The 20714-nt window shown below is 28.1% G+C and carries 11 protein-coding genes; 6 read left to right on the top strand and 5 right to left on the bottom strand.

Annotation, left to right across the window (positions count from 1 at the left end):
• Positions 1 to 242 precede the first annotated feature (242 nt).
• The 4 genes from coaA (at position 243) to A35E_RS03295 (ending at position 6234) form a co-directional block, all read left to right on the top strand.
• Positions 243 to 1196 (top strand): type I pantothenate kinase, encoded by a 954-nt coding sequence (gene coaA / locus A35E_RS02480; protein WP_014889108.1) that lies wholly within the window; start codon positions 243 to 245, stop codon positions 1194 to 1196.
• Positions 1197 to 3216: 2020 nt separating this feature from the next.
• Positions 3217 to 4335 carry a tRNA guanosine(34) transglycosylase Tgt gene (tgt, locus tag A35E_RS02475; RefSeq protein WP_014889107.1) on the top strand — a complete coding sequence of 373 codons (1119 nt, stop codon included), beginning with the start codon at positions 3217 to 3219 and terminating at the stop codon, positions 4333 to 4335.
• 29 nt (positions 4336 to 4364) lie between these two features.
• Positions 4365 to 4697, top strand: a complete 333-nt coding sequence (gene yajC / locus A35E_RS02470; protein WP_014889106.1) for a preprotein translocase subunit YajC — start codon at positions 4365 to 4367, stop codon at positions 4695 to 4697.
• Positions 4698 to 6111: 1414 nt separating this feature from the next.
• Complete coding sequence (locus A35E_RS03295) at positions 6112 to 6234, top strand: hypothetical protein (RefSeq protein WP_268257767.1); 123 nt, start codon at positions 6112 to 6114, stop codon at positions 6232 to 6234.
• A gap of 1210 nt (positions 6235 to 7444) precedes the next feature.
• Here A35E_RS03295 and A35E_RS02465 read toward each other — a convergent pair.
• The 4 genes from A35E_RS02465 to lgt form a co-directional block, all read right to left on the bottom strand.
• Entirely contained in the window at positions 7445 to 8296 is an 852-nt protein-coding gene (locus tag A35E_RS02465) for a PTS mannose transporter subunit IID (protein WP_014889105.1), read from the bottom strand.
• Positions 8297 to 8305: 9 nt separating this feature from the next.
• A complete protein-coding gene (locus A35E_RS02460) occupies positions 8306 to 9106 on the bottom strand; it encodes a PTS mannose/fructose/sorbose transporter subunit IIC (RefSeq protein WP_014889104.1) in 801 nt (266 codons plus the stop codon).
• 87 nt (positions 9107 to 9193) lie between these two features.
• Positions 9194 to 10147 (bottom strand): PTS mannose transporter subunit IIAB, encoded by a 954-nt coding sequence (manX, locus tag A35E_RS02455; protein WP_014889103.1) that lies wholly within the window; start codon positions 10145 to 10147, stop codon positions 9194 to 9196.
• A gap of 669 nt (positions 10148 to 10816) precedes the next feature.
• Positions 10817 to 11695 (bottom strand): prolipoprotein diacylglyceryl transferase, encoded by an 879-nt coding sequence (lgt, locus tag A35E_RS02450; protein ID WP_014889102.1) that lies wholly within the window; start codon positions 11693 to 11695, stop codon positions 10817 to 10819.
• 1613 nt (positions 11696 to 13308) lie between these two features.
• Between lgt and topA the strand changes: the two genes are divergently transcribed.
• Positions 13309 to 15930 carry a type I DNA topoisomerase gene (gene topA, locus A35E_RS02445; RefSeq protein ID WP_014889101.1) on the top strand — a complete coding sequence of 874 codons (2622 nt, stop codon included), beginning with the start codon at positions 13309 to 13311 and terminating at the stop codon, positions 15928 to 15930.
• Positions 15931 to 16623: 693 nt separating this feature from the next.
• Complete coding sequence (gene tadA / locus A35E_RS02440) at positions 16624 to 17109, top strand: tRNA adenosine(34) deaminase TadA (protein WP_014889100.1); 486 nt, start codon at positions 16624 to 16626, stop codon at positions 17107 to 17109.
• 3410 nt (positions 17110 to 20519) lie between these two features.
• On the opposite strand, the gene A35E_RS03290 is transcribed toward tadA, so the two are convergent.
• Positions 20520 to 20642, bottom strand: coding sequence for a hypothetical protein (locus A35E_RS03290; protein ID WP_268257766.1), 123 nt, complete (start codon positions 20640 to 20642; stop codon positions 20520 to 20522).
• Between the last annotated feature and the right edge of the window lie 72 nt (positions 20643 to 20714).

Here is a 20714-nt window from a genome sequence, read left to right as displayed (position 1 = left end):
TTTATTTAAATATTACTAAATATTTAAATTTATAGAAGAATTATGTTCTACATGAACTCATGTTCTGAAAATATTAATTTAGAACGTTTTATAGCTATTTCAGAGTTTAATTTTTATAGCGAATCTTGTTTATAATAAATTTAACTCTGAATACACGTATGCGGTGTATATAACTCACTGTTTCTCTCCAAGTGAGCTTCTTACTCCTAAGGATAGACGATTTTAGATGCTAATTTCGCATTATGATTAAAAAAATGCAATCTTTCTCTGAACTATATTTAAAGTTTAGCCGAAAACAGTGGGCTGAATTACATAATTCTTTACCTCTTATGATAACCGAGGAAGAAATCGTTAAGCTTAATGGAACAAATGAAGATCTCTCTTTTCAAGAAGTAATGAAAATCTATCTTCCGTTATCTCGCTTACTTAATTTGTATATTAATTCTAGTCTGCGCCACCAGGCAGTTTTAGATCAATTTTTTGGCACTCACTGTAAACGTATTCCTTATATAATCGGTATTACCGGTAGTGTAGCAGTAGGAAAAAGTGTAATAGCTCGTGTTTTACAAGCACTATTAAGCGGATGGTCTGGAAATCGTAGGGTAGAATTAGTGACAACAGATGGTTTTTTATATCCGAATAAAGTACTTAAGCAACGAGATCTTATGCAAAAAAAAGGATTTCCACAATCTTATGATATAGTTAGCTTACTAAATTTTATTTCTACACTAAAAGCAGGTTTGGTGCGACGGATAACAGTTCCGGTCTATTCACATTTAATTTACGATATCGTACCAAATAAACAAAAAATCATTCTTCAACCAGATATCTTAATACTAGAAGGGTTAAATGTGTTGCAAAGTAGTAGGAATCGTTTTTATAAATCACATTGCGAATTCATTTCTGATTTTATCGATTTTTCTATTTATGTTGATGCCCATGAAAATCTCATTAAAAGCTGGTATATTAATCGTTTTTTAAAGTTATGCAGAGGTGCATTTTCTGATTCTAAGTCTCATTTTTATCATTATTCGAAACTCACCATAGAGGAAGTGATTAGCATTGCCAGTCAATTATGGAAGGACGTTAATAGCCGAAATCTTCAGGAAAATATTTTGCCCACCCGTAATCGTGCAAGCCTTATTCTTGAAAAAAGCACAAATCATGTAGTGAAAAGAGTGCATTTACGTAAATAAATGATCCATAAAAGTATTTTAATTTAGTTTGTTGTTTAAAATAGATTTTTAAGTTGGTGGTAAATTATTTTAAACCTAGGATACTACAGCCCAAGATATCCGCTCAATCTTTTTTGAGATAAAGTGATAGCTTTATTCCATAAGATCTTATGTTTTACCAGTAAAGAATTGAATAGTTATGAACCATACGTCTAGTGTTAATAGATATATTGTAATTATCAATTGGATTTAAATAAATTCAATCTTATTATCTTCTCAGGATAGGTGCATTTTTATATGATTATATTAAGCAGTGATTATAAAATTAAAGCTTAATTAATGATTTTCCATTATTTTCATATATGGTTAGCAATTTCATTTTATAAATATTCTCAATCACAGTATAACTATATTAGCTTAGTTGTATAATGAAAATTATATATCAATTGTTCGGACATTATCAGCAATTTGACATTTTATGATATGTTTGTTTTTTCATGTGTTTTATTGCAATCTTGCGTTTTACCTTTTTTAAAATAAGAGGTTTTATTTATTTAAATATTACTTTGTTAAGAAAATCTTAAGGACTTATATATCATGATATAACAATCCGCAAATTTTGTAATAAATACAAGTTTATTAAAATAAGTAGATCTGTTCTACCGGTGATTTTATTAAAATAAGTTGCTATAAATTATCTTAATTAATTAGGTTATAAATGGAGAATATATCTTTTAAAATATATAATATCCTCTTTATTTACATTAAGATAATGTTGTCTTATTTATTCACTCTTCACTGATGAGCTATAGTTTTATATACCACTGATCACTAAGATCTACACCTTAATTAAAGAAATTTAAGATCTTATAGTAACAGCGCTCTTCTTTTAGAAGAAACAAAGAGTAATTTAGATGTTTTAAATATGTATTAGGTGAATATAACAAGAATTCATTTATTTAACACTCAATGAAAACAAATAAGACTTCTTTTTTTTATATTAAAAATATTACTAATAATTGTATGTAAATTACATTTTTTATAAGCTATTATAGTTTTTATGTTTTATATATATATATATAAAATAATTATTTTAAAGAAGTATTTTTTTAAAATACAGGCACCTTTTAACGCTTCTTATCTAAAGAGGCTCATCTATCGTCAATGTTAAACTTTTTTTTCAAAAATTATTTAAGTTCTATGTTTTTTTAAATAACTGTTATCTAACAGCATAATTATTAATAAATAGAGATTTTCTAGTAACCTGAACTTTTCATGTTAGGTTTTTAAAAAACAACACATGATTATGTACAATTTTATTATCACATATACTACCAATTATATTGGTAAATTATCTTTAAATTATTACTTTTAATTAAGGTTAGATATTTGCGAGTAAACATAGAAAGTAAGAGATATTGCATTATTACAAAACATCCACTCACTCTTACCTTTTTACATAAAAACATCTTATTGTCACATAACCAATCATGGTTGATCGACTAGGAATATAAGTTATGTTATAAAACTGCTACAGTTAATAACTATATGTTTTTCTAAAGTAATAAAAATATTAGACAACAATTATGAGTGAAATTTTTTATATTTTCTCATGACAATATAAATATATTTTAAGGTAATTAGGTAGTTAATATTTATAATATTAAGAAAGAAATAACGTTTAATAAGAGAAAATATAGTTATTATCAGTATTTAGCGCACAAGAAAGATACTTAATCATTTCATATTCTAAATAGATCATAGATGTTAAATTCGGACAACTAGACTATATAAGTAATTATTTAACTATATACTTAAAAAGCTTTAATTCAAAATAGAGAAATCCTTTACAAGGACCTCATGAATATTATTTTATTTTTGTAAATAGTTAATTATTTTTTTATAAAAGCTAATTCAGTAAAAAAAATAATTATTGATAAAGCTTAATATAAATATATAATTAGTATTATTTGTAATCTGCTTAGCAAGTTTCTAGATTTCCATTAATAATCAGATATATTTCTTAAGCATTGGAAAATGTATGAAATATCAAGTATTAAAAAAAGATAACCAGGCTAGGCGTGGGCGTTTAATTTTTAATAGAGGTATAGTAGAAACTCCAGCTTTTATGCCAGTCGGTACATACGGAAGTGTGAAAGGAATTACACCGGAAGAATTACAAGCAACTGGGACTCAAATCTTATTAAGTAATACTTTTCATCTCTGGTTGCGTCCAGGACCAGTCATAATCAAGTCACATGGTGATTTGCATAATTTTATGCAATGGTCTAATCCAATACTAACGGATTCTGGTGGATATCAAGTATTTAGTTTAAGAAATATGCGACATATTACCGAAATAGGGGTGTATTTTCGTAATCCTATTAACGGTGATGTAATTTTTTTAAATCCGGAAAAATCAATAGAACTCCAAAATGATTTAGGTTCTGATATTGTAATGGTTTTTGATGAATGTCTACCGTATCCATCTAATTGGAATGACGCTAAAAAATCAATGGAAATGTCGATTCGTTGGGCGAGGCGAAGCCGTGAGCGCTTTGATGAGCTGGGTAATCAAAATTCTCTATTTGGAATTATTCAAGGAAGCGTCTACGAAGATTTACGAGACATATCAATAACAAAATTAGTGGAGATCGGATTTGATGGTTATGCTTTTGGTGGATTAGCAGTAGGAGAACCAAAAGAGTATATGTATCGAATATTAGAACGTTTTTGTCCACAAATTCCGCCTGATAAACCGCGATATTTAATGGGGGTAGGCAAACCAGAGGATTTAGTGGAGGGAGTGCGTAGAGGTATAGATATGTTTGATTGCGTTATACCAACTCGCAACGCGCGTAATGGTCATCTATTTGTAAGCAATGGGATAATAAAAATCCGAAATACTCGATACAAAAACGATCTTTCTCCACTTGATGAAGCATGTGATTGTTATACTTGCTGTAATTATACTCGTTCATATTTGCATCATTTAGACCATTGTAAAGAAATGTTAGGTGCTCGACTAAATACTATCCATAATTTACGTTATTATCAGACTTTAATGAGATGTTTACGTCAAGCTATTTTTGAGGGTAAATTAGAAGATTATATAGATAATTTCTACAATCAGAGAGGGAACTTTCAGTTCCGTCTATAGTTGTCGATTTTAACAATAAGAGGATTTAAATGAATTTTTTTGTTTCTGATATCACTAAATCAACCGCTCTTTCGCATCAATCTAGCCCTTATTCTTTAGTAGTGATGTTAGTGGTTTTTTGCTTAATTTTTTATTTTATGGTTCTTCGGCCACAGAAAAAACAAGCTAATTTACATAAGAAATTAATGAATTCAATTACTAGAGGAGATGAAGTACTAACAACTGGTGGTTTAGTCGGCCATGTAATTAAGGTTACTGATAATGATTATATTTTTATCGCGCTTAACGACATCAATGAAGTTATTATTAAGCGTGATTTTATAGTTGCTGTTTTACCAAAAGGGACTATTAAATCTCTTTAATCGTTGATTTAATAAGGAAAATTATAATGTTGAACTATTATGATCTTACATAAAAGTAGATTATTGTAATTGTGGTAATTACTACCGGAATGGTTTACACGTTTTAACTGTATGTAGTAAAGATTTTTTTTATTTAAACTACTAAGCATTCAAGCTATTAAAGCTAGATAATCAGCAATTGTTAATTATTATGAATATACCAATGAAATTAGTATGTTTTTTACAAGTTTCTTGTCTGGAAAAAGGAATTTTTTATTACTTTTTTGCAACTTAGATTTATAGTTTCATGTATATAAAATACTTATAAGTTTGCTTTATAGTGATTATTTTATTGATGATGATCTCTCATCAAGAGAGTTTTCATTAGTTAACTATGCTGGGGGTATATCCCATACCCTATACAGGGTAGATTCACGTGGAGCTTATATGTTTTTTTGATGCAGAAAGATTGGGATATTGCTTTTAATAAATTAAAAGCACAGATGACAAATATCTTTTTCCTAGATTTATACGATTTGCTTATTTGTAATGCTTAGGTTAGACATGTGAAAATTATTCTAAAAACTTCTGTTTTATTAATTCTATAGACCGAGATAAAGCACCTTTATTGAAAGGTGTTCATCTTAATTTTGAAAAATAAAAAATCAGAATAAAGACACTTTATATGAGGATTTTTTATAATAAAATACGATAAGTTTCTGAATACTCACTGCAATAAATTATAAGTGTTTTACGTAACTGAATTACTAACTAGGTTTACCCGAATCTTTATACAATACAACATAAGGTGTTGATCGTATTGTAGTTAAATTACCCGACATCTATGATGTCGGTTGTGCTGAAGAATTTTTTTCGAAAATGTAATATTAAAATTCCGTGAAATTAATGCTATAGCAGAGGAAAGTCATTCCGTTAATCTGCTTAGTCTAAAGGATTAATAAATAAAAAATACCATAGACAGTTATTAGCTAGTTATTGTATAAAACCAGTTATCCTGACAGTTGATTATACTGCTGTGTGTTCTTATAGCGTGAATAAATATAACTATCCGGAAATAAATATATTTTTTAATAAAATGGGTGGTATTATCATATCTAATTTTATAAAAAAAAGAACACAGGGAAGTTAATTCTTGCCTTGTTTGTTGATTACTAAACACTGAAAAAAAAAGATACAAGAAACTCTTTTGTGTTGAGAAATGGGGAAGTATATTACTATTATTTAATTTTAATTATAAAAATTGCGTATCATGGGGATTCAGATCCTAATAAAACTCGATAATTCGCTCTATTATTGAAGACTAGACCTTTACGTGCACCACTTCAAGTAGTTGGAGAACGTACTATTAATCTAACTTTAGGAAAAAAAAAGAATGTTATATAGAGATATACGTTTATTTTCTGAATAGGGGGAGGTGGTATTAGTAACCATTCTTTCTTATGCTGGATTCGTATCGAAATTTGGTCTTATCATCATCTTGGTTTTCATTGTTACGTTAATCTTGGTTATTGGATTTATTTTGTTGTTTTCAGTATAACGTTAAAGTGTTGTTTCTAAAATTGAAAGTATTGTTTTTACGGCGAGAACTACAGATAGTAACGTATTTATTGATTTTATTAATTTTATTTATATGTTTAATTTATTAGCACTGAATTTAGGTGCGAGGCATGAAAACTTAATGGTTTAGGATCTAAAAAAGATGGTTTCTATTAAAAATCGCTTACTTTTTTTCTTAGAGAATTACTTTCTTTATCTATTATACAGATCATTAATCTTTAAATTTTTTATTTATGTAAGCAGAAAAATAAAAAATTTAATATTTTTCCCTTAAATTAAACGTATAAAAAGTGAATTATAATAAGAAAAGAGAACTTCTTGAAATTTACAACTGTTAAAATTACTTGAGAGTTATTTATGTTATTCTTTGTAATCAACTGAAATCTATTGTTAATTTTTTATAAGAATAAAGCAATAAAAATGTAGTTCTTACAAAAATCTAATATACTTACAATTAGAAATATACGTTTTCTCTTATATAATAAAATTAAATACTTATATAGTTAATTTATTCCTTAACTTAAAAAATATTACATGTCTAATTTTATTTGTTATATAAAAGATTTTTTTTAATTAACATTTATATTGATTTTATCAATATATCTTTTTAGATTTCTTCGTTATAAGAAAATTTAACGTATTAAAATACATAGCTATATTATATTTTTGTTGATTATTTATTTTATTTAAATAAAGATATTTCAATCTTAAATTAGCATTAAATTTCAGTAAGAATAAATACTTTTTATGTAATAAAATAAAATTTTTATTTAAATAATTAATTAAGAAAATATATATAATTATATCTTTTTAAAAAACAGAGATGTTTTAGAGAACAATTATTTATAATATTAAATAATTTTAATTTATTTAATTTGATTAAATCAGATACAAAACCATTGTTTTGATATTACTTATAAAAAAGAAGTTTACATTATATTTGATAAATAACAACAGAAAACACGTTATTTTCTTTATGAAAAATAAAAAAATATTAATAAGTAAAATCAGTTTTGTAACAAGACGGTTTATTGCTTATATTAATAAAATTTATGTTATCTATCAGGGATATTAATATAAATTATCATTAATATAATTTTTTTATACAGCTATAACAAATCTATTAAAATAATATATATATTTTTATTGATTAGAACGGGGAATTTTGATCCCCGTTTTTAATACTAGACTTATATGGAAAGTAATTTAGACCAATAACCGAGGATACCGATAATAAAAAAACCCATGATGATCCATAACGCATTAACCTTACGATGAAGTAGCCACATGCATCCAAAAGTTAATAATAAAGGCACTAAACCGGGCATGAGTTGATCTAAAATTGTTTGTACCGTGGTTACTGTAGTTTTTCCTTCAGAATTAGTAATACTAGAGATGACAAAGGGGATATTAACATGTGTCCATTTATTAACTAATGCCCCCATAATAAATAATCCTAAAATTGACGCTCCTTCTGTTAGTTTTTGTAGAAATCCGCCATCCATATCATTAACGATATTAATACCTTTACGATAGCCATAAGCTACACCGTAATAACGTGTTGCTAATCGTATTGTATTAAATAATATAAAGAACAACAATGGACCAATAAGACTACCTGTCATCGCAATTCCAGAACCTAGTGCGGCAAATACTGGTCTTACTGTCCCCCAAAAGATAGGGTCGCCAACGCCCGCTAATGGTCCCATTAGTCCCACTTTGATACCGTTAATTGCAGCATCATCAATTGGTGCGCCATTAGCCCGTTGTTCTTCCATAGCCATTGTCACTCCTAGTATTGGTGCACCTACATAGGGGTGTGTATTAAAAAATTCTAGATGTCGTTTAATCGCCTGTTTGCGATGTTCATTGTTTTCTGGATACAAGCGACGAATAACTGGTATCATAGAAAAACAAAAACCAAGCGCCTGCATACGTTCAAAATTCCAAGATCCCTGAGCAAGATTAGATCGGATAAATACGCTACGTATATCACTTGGTGTTAGTTTTTTCTGCTCTATAGCTATAATAGTATCAACCATTTATATCACCTATTCATCTAGTTCATTGTCGAGGTCATCATTGCCCTGTGGTGTAACTTGTCCTTGTATTCGATTATAACGTGGATTAAGTTGGATATACAGCATAGCCATAACCACGCCTATTACCCCTAATGCTACCAAATTAAAATTGGCGAAAGCAGCAATGACAAAACCGAGATAAAAGAAAGGCATTAAATACCCTGCACGCATCATGTTGATCACCATAGCATAACCAACGACAACAATCATTCCACCAGCAATGTTTAAACCATTTGTAACAACTTCAGGGATAGAATGAAGTATGGTACTTACGGTATCAGTTCTTACTGAAATGCCTACAATTATTGCTGGAATAGCGATACGCATAGCTTGTAGTAGTAGAGCAGAAAGATGGATCCAAGTTAGTGTTGTGAGGTTTCCACGTTCAGCTGCACTGTCAGCTGCATGCTGAAAAGCAACTGTAATGGTACGTACAACAATAGTTAGAACTTGTCCGGCAGCAGCTAGCGGAATAGCTAGAGCAATACCGGCACCAATACTTTGATTTCCAGCTATCACTAAAATAGTGGAGATAATAGAAGCTAAAGCTGCATCAGGTGCTACAGCAGCACCGATATTCATCCATCCTAGCGCGATCATTTCTAAAGTCCCGCCAATAATAATACCGGTTTTAATATCTCCAAGCACTAAGCCAATTAAACTACAAGCTACTAGTGGGCGGTGAAACTGAAATTCATCGAGTATTGACCCCATTCCAGCAATACAGGCGATAACGAATATCAGTACGATTTGAAGTGCGGTAATCTCCAATTTGCTTCTCCTAATTACCTTGCGTAAATAGAGCAATGTATCTGTTTGTAGATATTTAAGGAAAAATTCTGATTAAAAATTGATTTTCTAGTTTTTAATTAAATCCATCATATTTATGCGGGCATCACTAGATACTTTACGTACTTCTAGTTCAATCCCAAACTTATTAAGCTTTTTAAAAGCAGAAACATCTTGTTCGTCTACTGAAACTGCATTGTTTACTTGAGTTTTTCCTTTTCGAAAAGCCATACCACCAACATTAACTGAAGTAAGTATAACTCCGCCTTCTACAAGGCGAACAACATCGTTGGGATTAGTAAATAATAACATCACGCGTTCGTTGGCATATTTCGGATTATTATAAACACGAATTGCTTTTTCTACATCAACTACATGAGCGGTAATACCCGGAGGTGCAACCTGCATAAGCAGGGTTTTGCGGATCTTGTCTGCTGCTACATCATCGCTAACTACAATAATGCGCTTGATTTTAGTTTCTTTTGTCCACCGAGTAACAACTTGACCATGGATTAATCGATCATCAATTCTAGCTAAGCTGATAATCATATGATTATCTAGCTTTTGAGTTGAGTGATTAGTTTTTTTGATCGGTTGAATAGTAGAAGAAGTAGTTTGTGTTACGTTGAGAGATTTTAATCTCTTTACACCTGTGCGACCATTTTCCAAAGCAATTTCAACTAATTTTTGAAACGGAAGATTGTCATCGCGAGCCATGAAGGTTTCAATTAACATAGGGATGTTAACTCCGGTAATGACTTCATGATTATCTTTATGAATAACAATTTGACTAGCCGCATTAAATGGGCTCCCCCCCCACGTATCAACTAAAAATAATACACCTGCTTTTGTATTGAGATTGGCTAGACAAGCAATATATTTTTCGATTAATGTTTCAGTGTTTTCACCTGAGAAAAAGTCAATCCAGCTGACGTTGTTTTGTTGTCCTAAAATCATTTCGGCGGTTTGCAGTAATGGTTTAGCTGCCGCTCCGTGAGTGCTAATTATAATAGCAACACTCATTAGACACCTCCTTTTTTATAAAATTGTAGGTTGCTCACTTTGCAATGACGCTTCGAAGATTACTTATTTTTTTTCGAAGAATAACTGCAACTTTATAGATGATGTTGTTCCTCCCTTATATTTTTGTACAGATTAATATTTTAGCAATTCAGTGCGAATATAAACAAATCGGACATTTATTTTTGGTATATAAAAATAGAAGAGTTGAAACTATCCTAAATAGAAATAATAAAGGAATTAAAAAAAATATTTTTATTATGTAGAGATATCTGACTAGACAAATTTTTTATAACATAGCAACCAATCTAAATAACTTTAATTAAAACATAATGTGATATACTATGTGATGTTTTTTTTAACAATATTATTCTATATCATGATTATTTCAGCCATAGAGTAATTTAGAGCTAGATACTTTACTTTTTAAAGTTGTTTTAAAAATTAAAGACTTTATATACTATTAATTAATTTCGTTATTAAATTAATCTGTAATAAAGTTAAAAATCGACGATTTTTATAGATAGTTGAAAATTTTTTATTGTATCCCCGCGCTGGAGTGCATAATTGAAATAACTATAGCGAAATTGTTTATAAAAATAATGGAATTCAATTTTCTTCAACAGAAAGTTGGATGTTTATAAATTAATCAAGCTTAGTAAAATAGACGATCTAGTAAGTATTTTTATTTGAAATCGGAATGGAACTGTAAGACCAAATTATTATTATTAGACCAATAATAATCATTGGTAACGATAGGATTTGCCCCATACTTATGAATTCAACAAATAGTCCTAATTGACTATCAGGTTCACGAAAAAATTCGATTAAAGAACGGAAAACACCATAAAAAATTAGAAAAATGCCAGATACGCTCCCGAGCGGTCGCGGTTTACGGATAAAAAAATTAAGAATAATGAATAAAAGCACTCCTTCAAGTAGAATTTCGTAAATTTGAGATGGATGACGAGGTATAGCACCATAATGTGAAAAAAATAGACACCATTCAGGATTAGTTAAAAGAAATGCCATATCTTCTTGTTTAGCATTAGGAAAAAGCATAGCTAAGGGAGCATTTTTTGTGACTCTCCCAATCAGCTCTCCATTAATAAAATTTCCTAAACGGCCTAACCCTAAACTTACTGGAACTATTGGTGAAATAAAATCGGCTATTTGAAAAAATAAGCGATCAGTATGGCAAGAAAACCATAATACGACTAATATCACTCCAATCATTCCACCATGAAAAGACATACCACCGTTCCAAACTTTAAATAGTTCAATGGGATTTATAAGAAAAAAATGTACGTTATAAAAGATAGCATAACCAATGCGCCCACCGAGAAAAGCTCCGAAAAAAGAAGCATAAAAAAGACTTTCAATTTCTTTTTTAGTCCATTGACTTTTAGGATAACGTGTGTGTCGCATTGCTAAATACATAGAACATATAAAACCTCCCACATACATTGCACCATACCAATGTAGGGAAAAACTACCCAGAGAAAAGATTACTGGATTAAAGTTAGGGCAGGAAATATAATAAATACTCATAAATTACCATATAAGATGATTATTTTATAATTCTATCAGCTATACATGTTATACAAAGATAATAAATTCAAAAAAATATACATATTTTAATAATTTAAATTAACCGATCTTCTTTAATAGAATAAATATGATAAATTATACTTTAATATAAACTATATACATCTCGATAAAGTTAAATATAAAATAATTGTATTAACAATAAAATATTACTCTTAGTCTCTTTACTTGCTTTAAGTAACTTACATATTTGTGAACTACTTTTGAATAAACAATTAGTTTATGTTAACGAACTATTCGTTGATGAACGATGTAGTATAGTTAGTGAAAAATATAGAATATTGAGGCTAAATCGATATTGCTGACAATCTTTATATATTAAACATTTTTTCTTACGTTTATTGGTATTTTATTTATAAATCATATAGATATGAATTTAAATATAGGTGTCGTTTGAGTTTTAAAATAAGTTTTAAGATATCACGTGAATGTTTAATAATTACATCTTCATTAAGACTACATTTTCTTTGAATGTTTAAATCTTCACGCTAAAAGCTTAGCATAATAAGTTTTTTTTCATTCAAAAATATACCTTTTAATTAATGTAGCATGCAATATGTTAAGTTAATAAAATCAATTATTTTTTTACATAAGGAAATAATACTTAAATAATTAAATTAACGCATTACCGTCTGAAGATAGGTGTTGTCAGCTTTATAATCATCAACACTTTTTTTTAATTTGATATCACGAACTTTGATTTCACTACAATCTTATATTTTTTATTTTTTATTATAAAGCTACTTTTTACCTCTAGATTATTTTTTATTGAAAATTACTAGGATTATTTTATCTAGAAGCACATCAGTTTCAACTGAAATAGCATTGTAAACTATAATCTGTTATATACAACATTACAGTTTTCTGATCTAGTTTAAAGTAAATGACTATTTTAACAAATTAATGTTATAACACAAAACGTATTGTATTGTTGTAAAGCGTGGAAAACAGTATAACAAATGATTAGAATTGTTCTATATGTATTAAAACAATGATCTTAAACTTTGTAATTCTAAATAAAAAAAATATAGATTTTAACAAAAAACCTAATAATATAGATCTAAATTTTTTGGAGCAAATGATGCTTATAATCGGTATAATATAATTAAAAAATGAGAAAAGGGTATTTATTGTTTGTCAATTAAAGAGTGCAACATTAATCAGAAATATATAAAATTATTTAATTAGTTATAATCAATTTATTAGTTAGGTTAAAAATATATTAAAGATAGTATATTTTAATTAATTAGCTCTTTCGACATCAAAGTTACCAACTTTTTTATTTTACACTTCCTATTTTACAATATCTTAAATTTTACTTTATTATTAAAAATTTTATAACCAACAAACGTTACAAGTTGTTGATTAGTTATTTATTATGCAATACACCAGCAATTCTTAAACTAATATAAAACACATTAGACAAATTTTATATTAAGCAATTTAAAAATTCTTTTTATTTCATTCTCTAGTATGAATTAATGTGATTAATTTTAGATATTAGGGTTTTGAGAGCAAAGTTTCTTATTTTAAAAAATCAATTAGGTAAAGCTAAAATGGGTATAGCTCTAGTTATTGTTGAATCGCCCGCTAAAGCTAAAACAATTAATAAATTTTTAGGTAAAGACTACATAGTTAAGCCAAGCATGGGTCACATTCGTGATTTACCGACAAATAGTCTAGAAAATACAAAAAATAGCGTAGGCAGAAAAAATAAAAAGATCAAATTGGATGCAAAATATGCATTAGTTAACCGGATGGGTATTGATCCTTATAATGATTGGAAAGCTCACTATGAAATTTTGCCAGGAAAAGAAAGAGTAGTAACCGAACTAAAAGCTTTAGCAAAAACTGTGGATCATATTTACCTTGCTACTGACCTTGACAGAGAAGGCGAAGCTATAGCGTGGCATTTGCGTACAGTTATCGGCGGTTCTGATAAACGTTTTAGTCGCGTTGTATTTAACGAAATAACTCAAAATGCAATTACTAAAGCTTTTAAAAAACCCGTTGAACTCAATATTAATCGGGTAAATGCGCAACAAGCACGACGTTTTATGGATCGTATTGTAGGGTATATGGTATCACCTCTTCTTTGGAAAAAAATTGCTCGGGGGTTGTCGGCTGGAAGAGTGCAATCTGTTGCAGTTCGACTGGTGGTAAAACGTGAGCGAGAAATAAAGATCTTTATGCCAACAGAATACTGGGAATTACATGGTAGGTTAAAAACGCCGGAAGCAACGTTATTAACAATGCAGGTAACCCATTATGGAAATAAACCTTTTAAACCAGTTAATAACAAACAAATACAATTTGCTTTAGACAACTTGAAAAATGCAAACTATGTTGTAATAGATAGTAATAATAAAATAACCACCAGCAAGCCAGTATGTCCCTTTACCACATCTACGCTACAACAAGCAGCTAACACACATTTATGTTATGGGGTAAAAAGAACCATGGTGTTAGCACAACGCTTATATGAGTCTGGATATATCACCTATATGCGTACTGATTCAACCAACCTAAGTCAAGATGCCTTAAAAATGGTGCGTGATTATATTTTTGCATTTTTTGGAAGTCGCTATTTACCAACGCAACCCAATAGGTGTGATATTAAAAACAAAGCTCAAGAAGCACATGAAGCGATCCGTCCTTCCAATATTAATATTTTATCTGAACACTTAAAAGATATGGAATCGGATGCAAAAAAACTTTATCAATTAATATGGCAACAATTTGTTGCCTGTCAAATGATGCCTGCAGAATATAATTCTGCCATTCTTACTGTTGCTGCAGGCAAATTTCAACTGCGTGTGCGTAATCGAACTTTAATTTTTGATGGATGGACGAAGATTATGCTGGAAACACAAAAAAAATCAGAGGTGTTACCACTACCAGTAATCGAATCTGGTCAAATACTTACGTTGGTTGAGTTAGTTCCAAGTCAACATTTTACTAAACCACCTCCACGTTATAGTGAAGCCTCGTTAGTAAAAGAACTTGAACAACGTAGCATTGGGCGACCGTCTACTTATGCTTCCATAATATCTACAATACAAGATCGCGGATATGTTCATATAAAGAACCGTCGGTTTTATGCAGAAAAAATCGGAGAAATCGTCACTGATCGCTTGGAAGAGCACTTTGATGAGATAATGAATTATAACTTCACTGCAAATATGGAAAATAGTCTTGATAAAGTAGCCTCTAATCAACAAGAATGGAAACAAGTTTTAGATACTTTTTTTCATAAGTTCAGTCAGCACTTAAAAAAGGCCGAAAAAGCTCCAGAAGAGGGAGGAATGCAACTAAACCCAATGCTAATAACGAGTATTAAGTGTAAGGTATGTTACCGAAACATGGGTATTCGTACTGCTACTACAGGAGTGTTTCTTGGTTGTTCTGGTTATCTTCTTGCATCAAAATTGCGTTGTAAAAATACTATTAATTTAATTTCGGAATTGGAACCCTTTAACATACAAAGAAGCGAAGATAAAGAAACTAAGGATTTATTTCTTCAACGTCGTTGTAGTAAATGCAACACTGCAATGGATACCTACCTTGTTGATAGGTATAGTAAAATTTATGTATGTGGCAATAATCCATTATGTGATAGCTACGATGTCGTAGAAGGTAATTTTGGAACTAGAAGATATGATGGATCGGTAGTGGAATGTGACAAGTGCCGTTCTGATATGCAATTAAAATTGGGTCGATTTGGAAAATTCATGGCTTGCACTAATAATGAATGCAAAAATACTCGTAAAGTCCTCTCAAATGGTGATATAGCTCCTCCTAAGGAGGACCCTATCCCACTCCCAAAGTTACAGTGTAAGAAATCAGATGCTTACTTTGTTTTACGTAATGGTGCAAGTGGAATTTTTCTAGCTGCAAATACATTTCCAAAATCTAGAGAGACCAGAGCACCACTTGTAGCTGAACTAGCACGTTTTCGAGATTGTCTTCCGGAAAGATTAAGGTATCTGGCGGATGCCCCTATTGTAGATGATGAAGGGAATAATACATCAGTACATTTTAATCGTAAAACTAAACAACAATATATTACATCGGAACAAAATGGAAAAACAACTGGTTGGAGCGCTTTTTATATTGACAACAAATGGCAGGTAAGAAAAAAACAAAAGCGTAGATTATCTTCTTCCATATCATCTTAAGTGTTAATTTTAATATAAATATATGTTTTTAAGGTTTTTTTATTAAATGACCTTCGTCAAAAAAAATAATATTTCACATAAAATAATATTTTTATAACACTAATTACTTAAATTACAAATGTTCATTATCAATAATTTTTCAAATTATTTATGAAGTCATTATATGTTTTATAAACGGTTTTTAACTATCTGTTTTGATTGCATGTTGTTTTGTTTATCCAAAATATTTAATTTTATAAACGTTTTTATTTAATTTTTTATACTTATATGCAAAAACCAGTTAAATCAATATATCAACAGTTTATATGACGTAAAATGTGGATATTCCTTTAAAACGCGTAAAAAATATAAGTGCATCTTTAATATGTAATAAAAATATCCTATATAATCAGCATTCATATGGATATAGGACGCGTTTATAGTAAAATGAATGCTATAATAAAGAGTAAAATGACTACTACTTATAGTAAAATATGTCATAATATTTCGTTACACAAACCTTATTAATATACTTAATCGTTTAAAACGTATGTTTATTTTTAACAAAAGCGTATAAAATTATCTTTTTATAAAAACTTGCTTATAAAATATCAATATAGACTCGAAATTTATTCTTATAAAAATCTAACTTTTGTTAGAAAAATCTAGTTATACTGGTATAATCTAGTTCAGTTGTATTAACAGGGAGCATTCATGATCCAAAACAATAGTGATGAAATATGGATGCATCATGCCTTAAATTTAGCTAGTCAAGCTGAAGAAAAAGGTGAAGTTCCAGTAGGAGCAGTCGTAGTACTTGATGAAGAAATTATTGGTGAAGGTTCAAATTCTTCTATTAAAACACATGATCCTACAGGCCATGCTGAGATCATAGCACTGCGTCACGCAGGGCAAAAAATAAAGAATTATCGTTTACTAAAAGCAACTTTATTTGTAACTTTAGAACCTTGTATAATGTGTGCTAGCGCCATGATCCATGCCCGTATCAGTCGTTTAGTTTTTGGTACACATGACAAAAAAACTGGCGCCGCAGGATCACTGATAGCTTTATTTGATTATCCAGGTATAAATTTTTCAATCAAAAAAACAGGAAATGTATTAGAACAACTCTGTTCTGATAAAATCAGTAATTTTTTTCGTTCTTGTCGAACGAATAAAAAGATTAAAACTAAAAAATAAATATAATTGGCTTAATGTCTTAAGATATAAAGATACTTACTGCATAAATAATGATTTATATACAGATTCGTATAGAGTCTTAAAATAAATGCTTTAGAAGAAAATACTTATTGTTTTATTTGTCACTTACCTATAAAAGATTACTTTCTTGCTTTAATATCTTTATATAATTAAATTTTTAGGAATAAGAATCATTATAATAGTATTATATTTAGTAGTATATAATATTGTATATAAAAATTAAAGATTTTAAAAAATCTGCCTTATTGACTTTGATTTTAACGACAACTATATAAATAATTAGTTAGTATAGTTTATTTTATTTGTTTTTAAAAAAATGGATATAAAGACAGATAAAACGTCTATTGTTTTATTAAATAAAATAAATGTTAATCAAATAATTATTAATTCTGTAGTAAGAATATTTATAATAATAGACTTTTTTATTTCTATCAAAAAAAATAAGTATAAAAAAGTTGACTATAAGTGGTAATTAAATAAAAAAAACGACCACTTCACGTACCCTTTGAATAAAATATGGTGATATATTTAAAATACTTATACGAATATCCTATCCCTAGAGGATATAAAATTAACATTTTATATATGACTCTAATTAAAAAAAGTTCTTATTTTTTTTCATTATTTCAAACATTATATTTTGTTGTTATGGTTCTATACCAAAATTATACAACGACGTATTTTTTATCATTCTTGCGAATATTTCTTGTTGATCAAGACGAAGCTCATCGACTGGTTGATCGAAATAGTATAAGATTATTAAAGAGTAGATTTTTACACGCTGTAATGTTGGCGTTTTTCCTCTTTTTTTACTGCATATTTATGCATATTTAGTGATAATCTGCGTCAGAAAAATATATATTATTGATAACGGATTGATATCGTCTATATATTGTAAATATGACCAATCTTCGGTAGCTATTAAAATATTCATTAATAGATTTAAGAAATCAAAATAATATATAAAAATCTGATATTTCTTCTTTTTTAATAGTAGCATTATAATAAATTGTTGATTTAGATAAAAAAACAACAATACTTCCTATATATTGATTTTTTTCTATATTCATCAATTTTTATCATTATAAGTAATTTTAAAGTCAATTTAATTTTCTTTTTTATATGGAAAATCAAACATACGATATAAAACCTTAATAGAATTGGTGAATATAGAACATTCTCTTAGTTTGGTGATATTAAATATTTATCCATGTTGTATTTTTCAATAATTGTCTCATTTTGTTTTTGATATGGGATACATATATAGATCTACTCTTTCGATGTATCCATAAACTTAATTAGGTAGTTTGTGTCCTTTATCATGAAGGTGAAATTGAACTAAAGTATCTATATAAAAACATAAATTGCAACAATAAATATTAGATATATTAAAAATAAAGCACACATAATCTCTCTGATCAGATTGTGTTTTTAAAAAAATATCTGATTTTTTATACCAACTAATATCATAATTTTCATTTATTCTATATCCTAAGATTTTTTTGTTATTTTATGATTTTTAAGTCTAACTTTAGAAATAATCTATTTTTAATACTGATGGTTAGAAAAAATTTCTATTAATTTATAGTAATATACACATATTTTTATAGTGATTTTTAACATAGAGATATTTAAAATATCTATTGTTTCTTCTATTTGTTTCTGTTTAACTAATTAATAGAGGAATTTGGACTTATGTTAATTTATCTGAAATTAATATTTTAAATATAAATATTTTTGTTATACAAGTTATATTAATAGGTAATATTGTCTACATAATATTCTTGTTTTTTATAACTGATATATCTAATAAAATGTTTAAAAATTAAATAAAAGTAAAGAGATTAGATTATTAAATGTTTACAAATTGTTATCAACAATTAATTATGTTATTCAACAGTTATATAATTATTGTTGATGTTTTGTAAGTTAAGTAATAAACCGACATTTAAGTATTTTAGTCTTTAGACATACTTCTTTTTCAAGGTTTTAATAAAATAATTAGGGATTTTATTCATCTTCATTTGTTTTAAAAATCGTGTTTTCTTAAATTTTTACTTTAATACGTCTTCAAAAAAAAAGAATTTATATGTGAAAATAAAAAATATCCTTTTATAAGAAGATTCTATATCTGATTTTTTGCTAAATAAACAGAACATTCTGGAGAGAAAAAAATAAATTGATATAAGTGCTTATTAACTTTAAAAAGATGTAAAAAAAAAGATATTTTACATAATAAAGGAAAACAAAAAAAATACCTCAGATAAACTAGTCACCTAGTCACTGATTTAGTATTTTTAATAAAAAATTCATACAAGCATCTAAATCTATTTAAGCATAACATTAAAGTATTTAATTTGATAAGTATCATAAAACGTTAATATAATAACGTTTTTTTTAACAGCATCTGGCAAGATCTATATGAAACCTTTTAGCTTTATAATTATTGCACAATACTAATTTTTACCAATCTATCAATAATAAAGTTTTTATTTATAAAGAAATACTTTAGAATACTAAAGTTTTATTTATTGTATTAGTGGTAAAAATTTTTCTTATTTTTAAGAGTTTTAGTTTAGTAAGGTTTTATTTTTATATTAAAACAGATTTTTTAATACAGGAGATATTTCAAATTATAATCCGAAAAGGATTATATGTATAATTTTAATTACAAAAATTATTAGCAAGAAATTTAATAAATAAAGCATTCGCTACATTAGTTGATATTATATGTAAATATCATTAAATTCAAATTTAAAATAGGATATCTATAACTTTTACATATAGGTATCTACTTATTCTAGCGATTTTAAACATCGTCCAGATCGACTAAAATGACTTACAGTATAGAGCTTCAAAACAGTTATTTTAATGAATGTCATTTGTGTTATTGACAAGATAATTTATTTTAATTATTTCTATATTTTAAGGAATAAAACTGTGGGAAAAGGACTGCCCTTACATAACATACGAGTTATCAAGATACTTCCAACATAGAAGGATTTTCTTACATTAGAGAGATATATAAAACATTAGTTATTCAGCTTCGACAACAAGATATCCAAGATGTTCGTTTTTTCTTAAAAAGTTATGGAATCGGTATCTAGAGAATATATTATTTGATGAGGCTTTTTTTTGAATGTAAAACTTATCGTTATACGGCACCGTCAATGATTTTTTAGAAAACAATTTTAAACCTTGTATCGTATCAGATATAAGCCAATTATTTTATTTAAAAAAACAAATATTAGCAATTGATACTAATTTTGTATATTAAACTGCTATTTTAGCGCATCTTGTTCTATACGTTTATTAAATAAAACGAATTAAAAATTACAATAGCAAGAAAAGAGATGACTAAAGTTGCTGGATTTACATAATGTTTCTACTCACCACATTGATTGTTGGTAAAATTGGAAATTAGGTAAACGGTTTGATGGTATCATTGTTACAGACGCGTCGTCAATAATCTGAAAAACACTATGGGTGTAAATAAATGAAGGTGGAGGCATGGTTTTTTTTCTGTGAGATAAGAACAACAGCATGTAATACAAATGCAATATATACGTGGAAAGCATATTATC

Origin of the sequence: secondary endosymbiont of Heteropsylla cubana (assembly GCF_000287355.1) — a bacterium.
Lineage (GTDB): Bacteria > Pseudomonadota > Gammaproteobacteria > Enterobacterales > Enterobacteriaceae.
The sequence above is the reverse complement of the archived record's forward strand: the minus strand, read 5'-3'. Positions and strand labels throughout refer to the sequence as shown.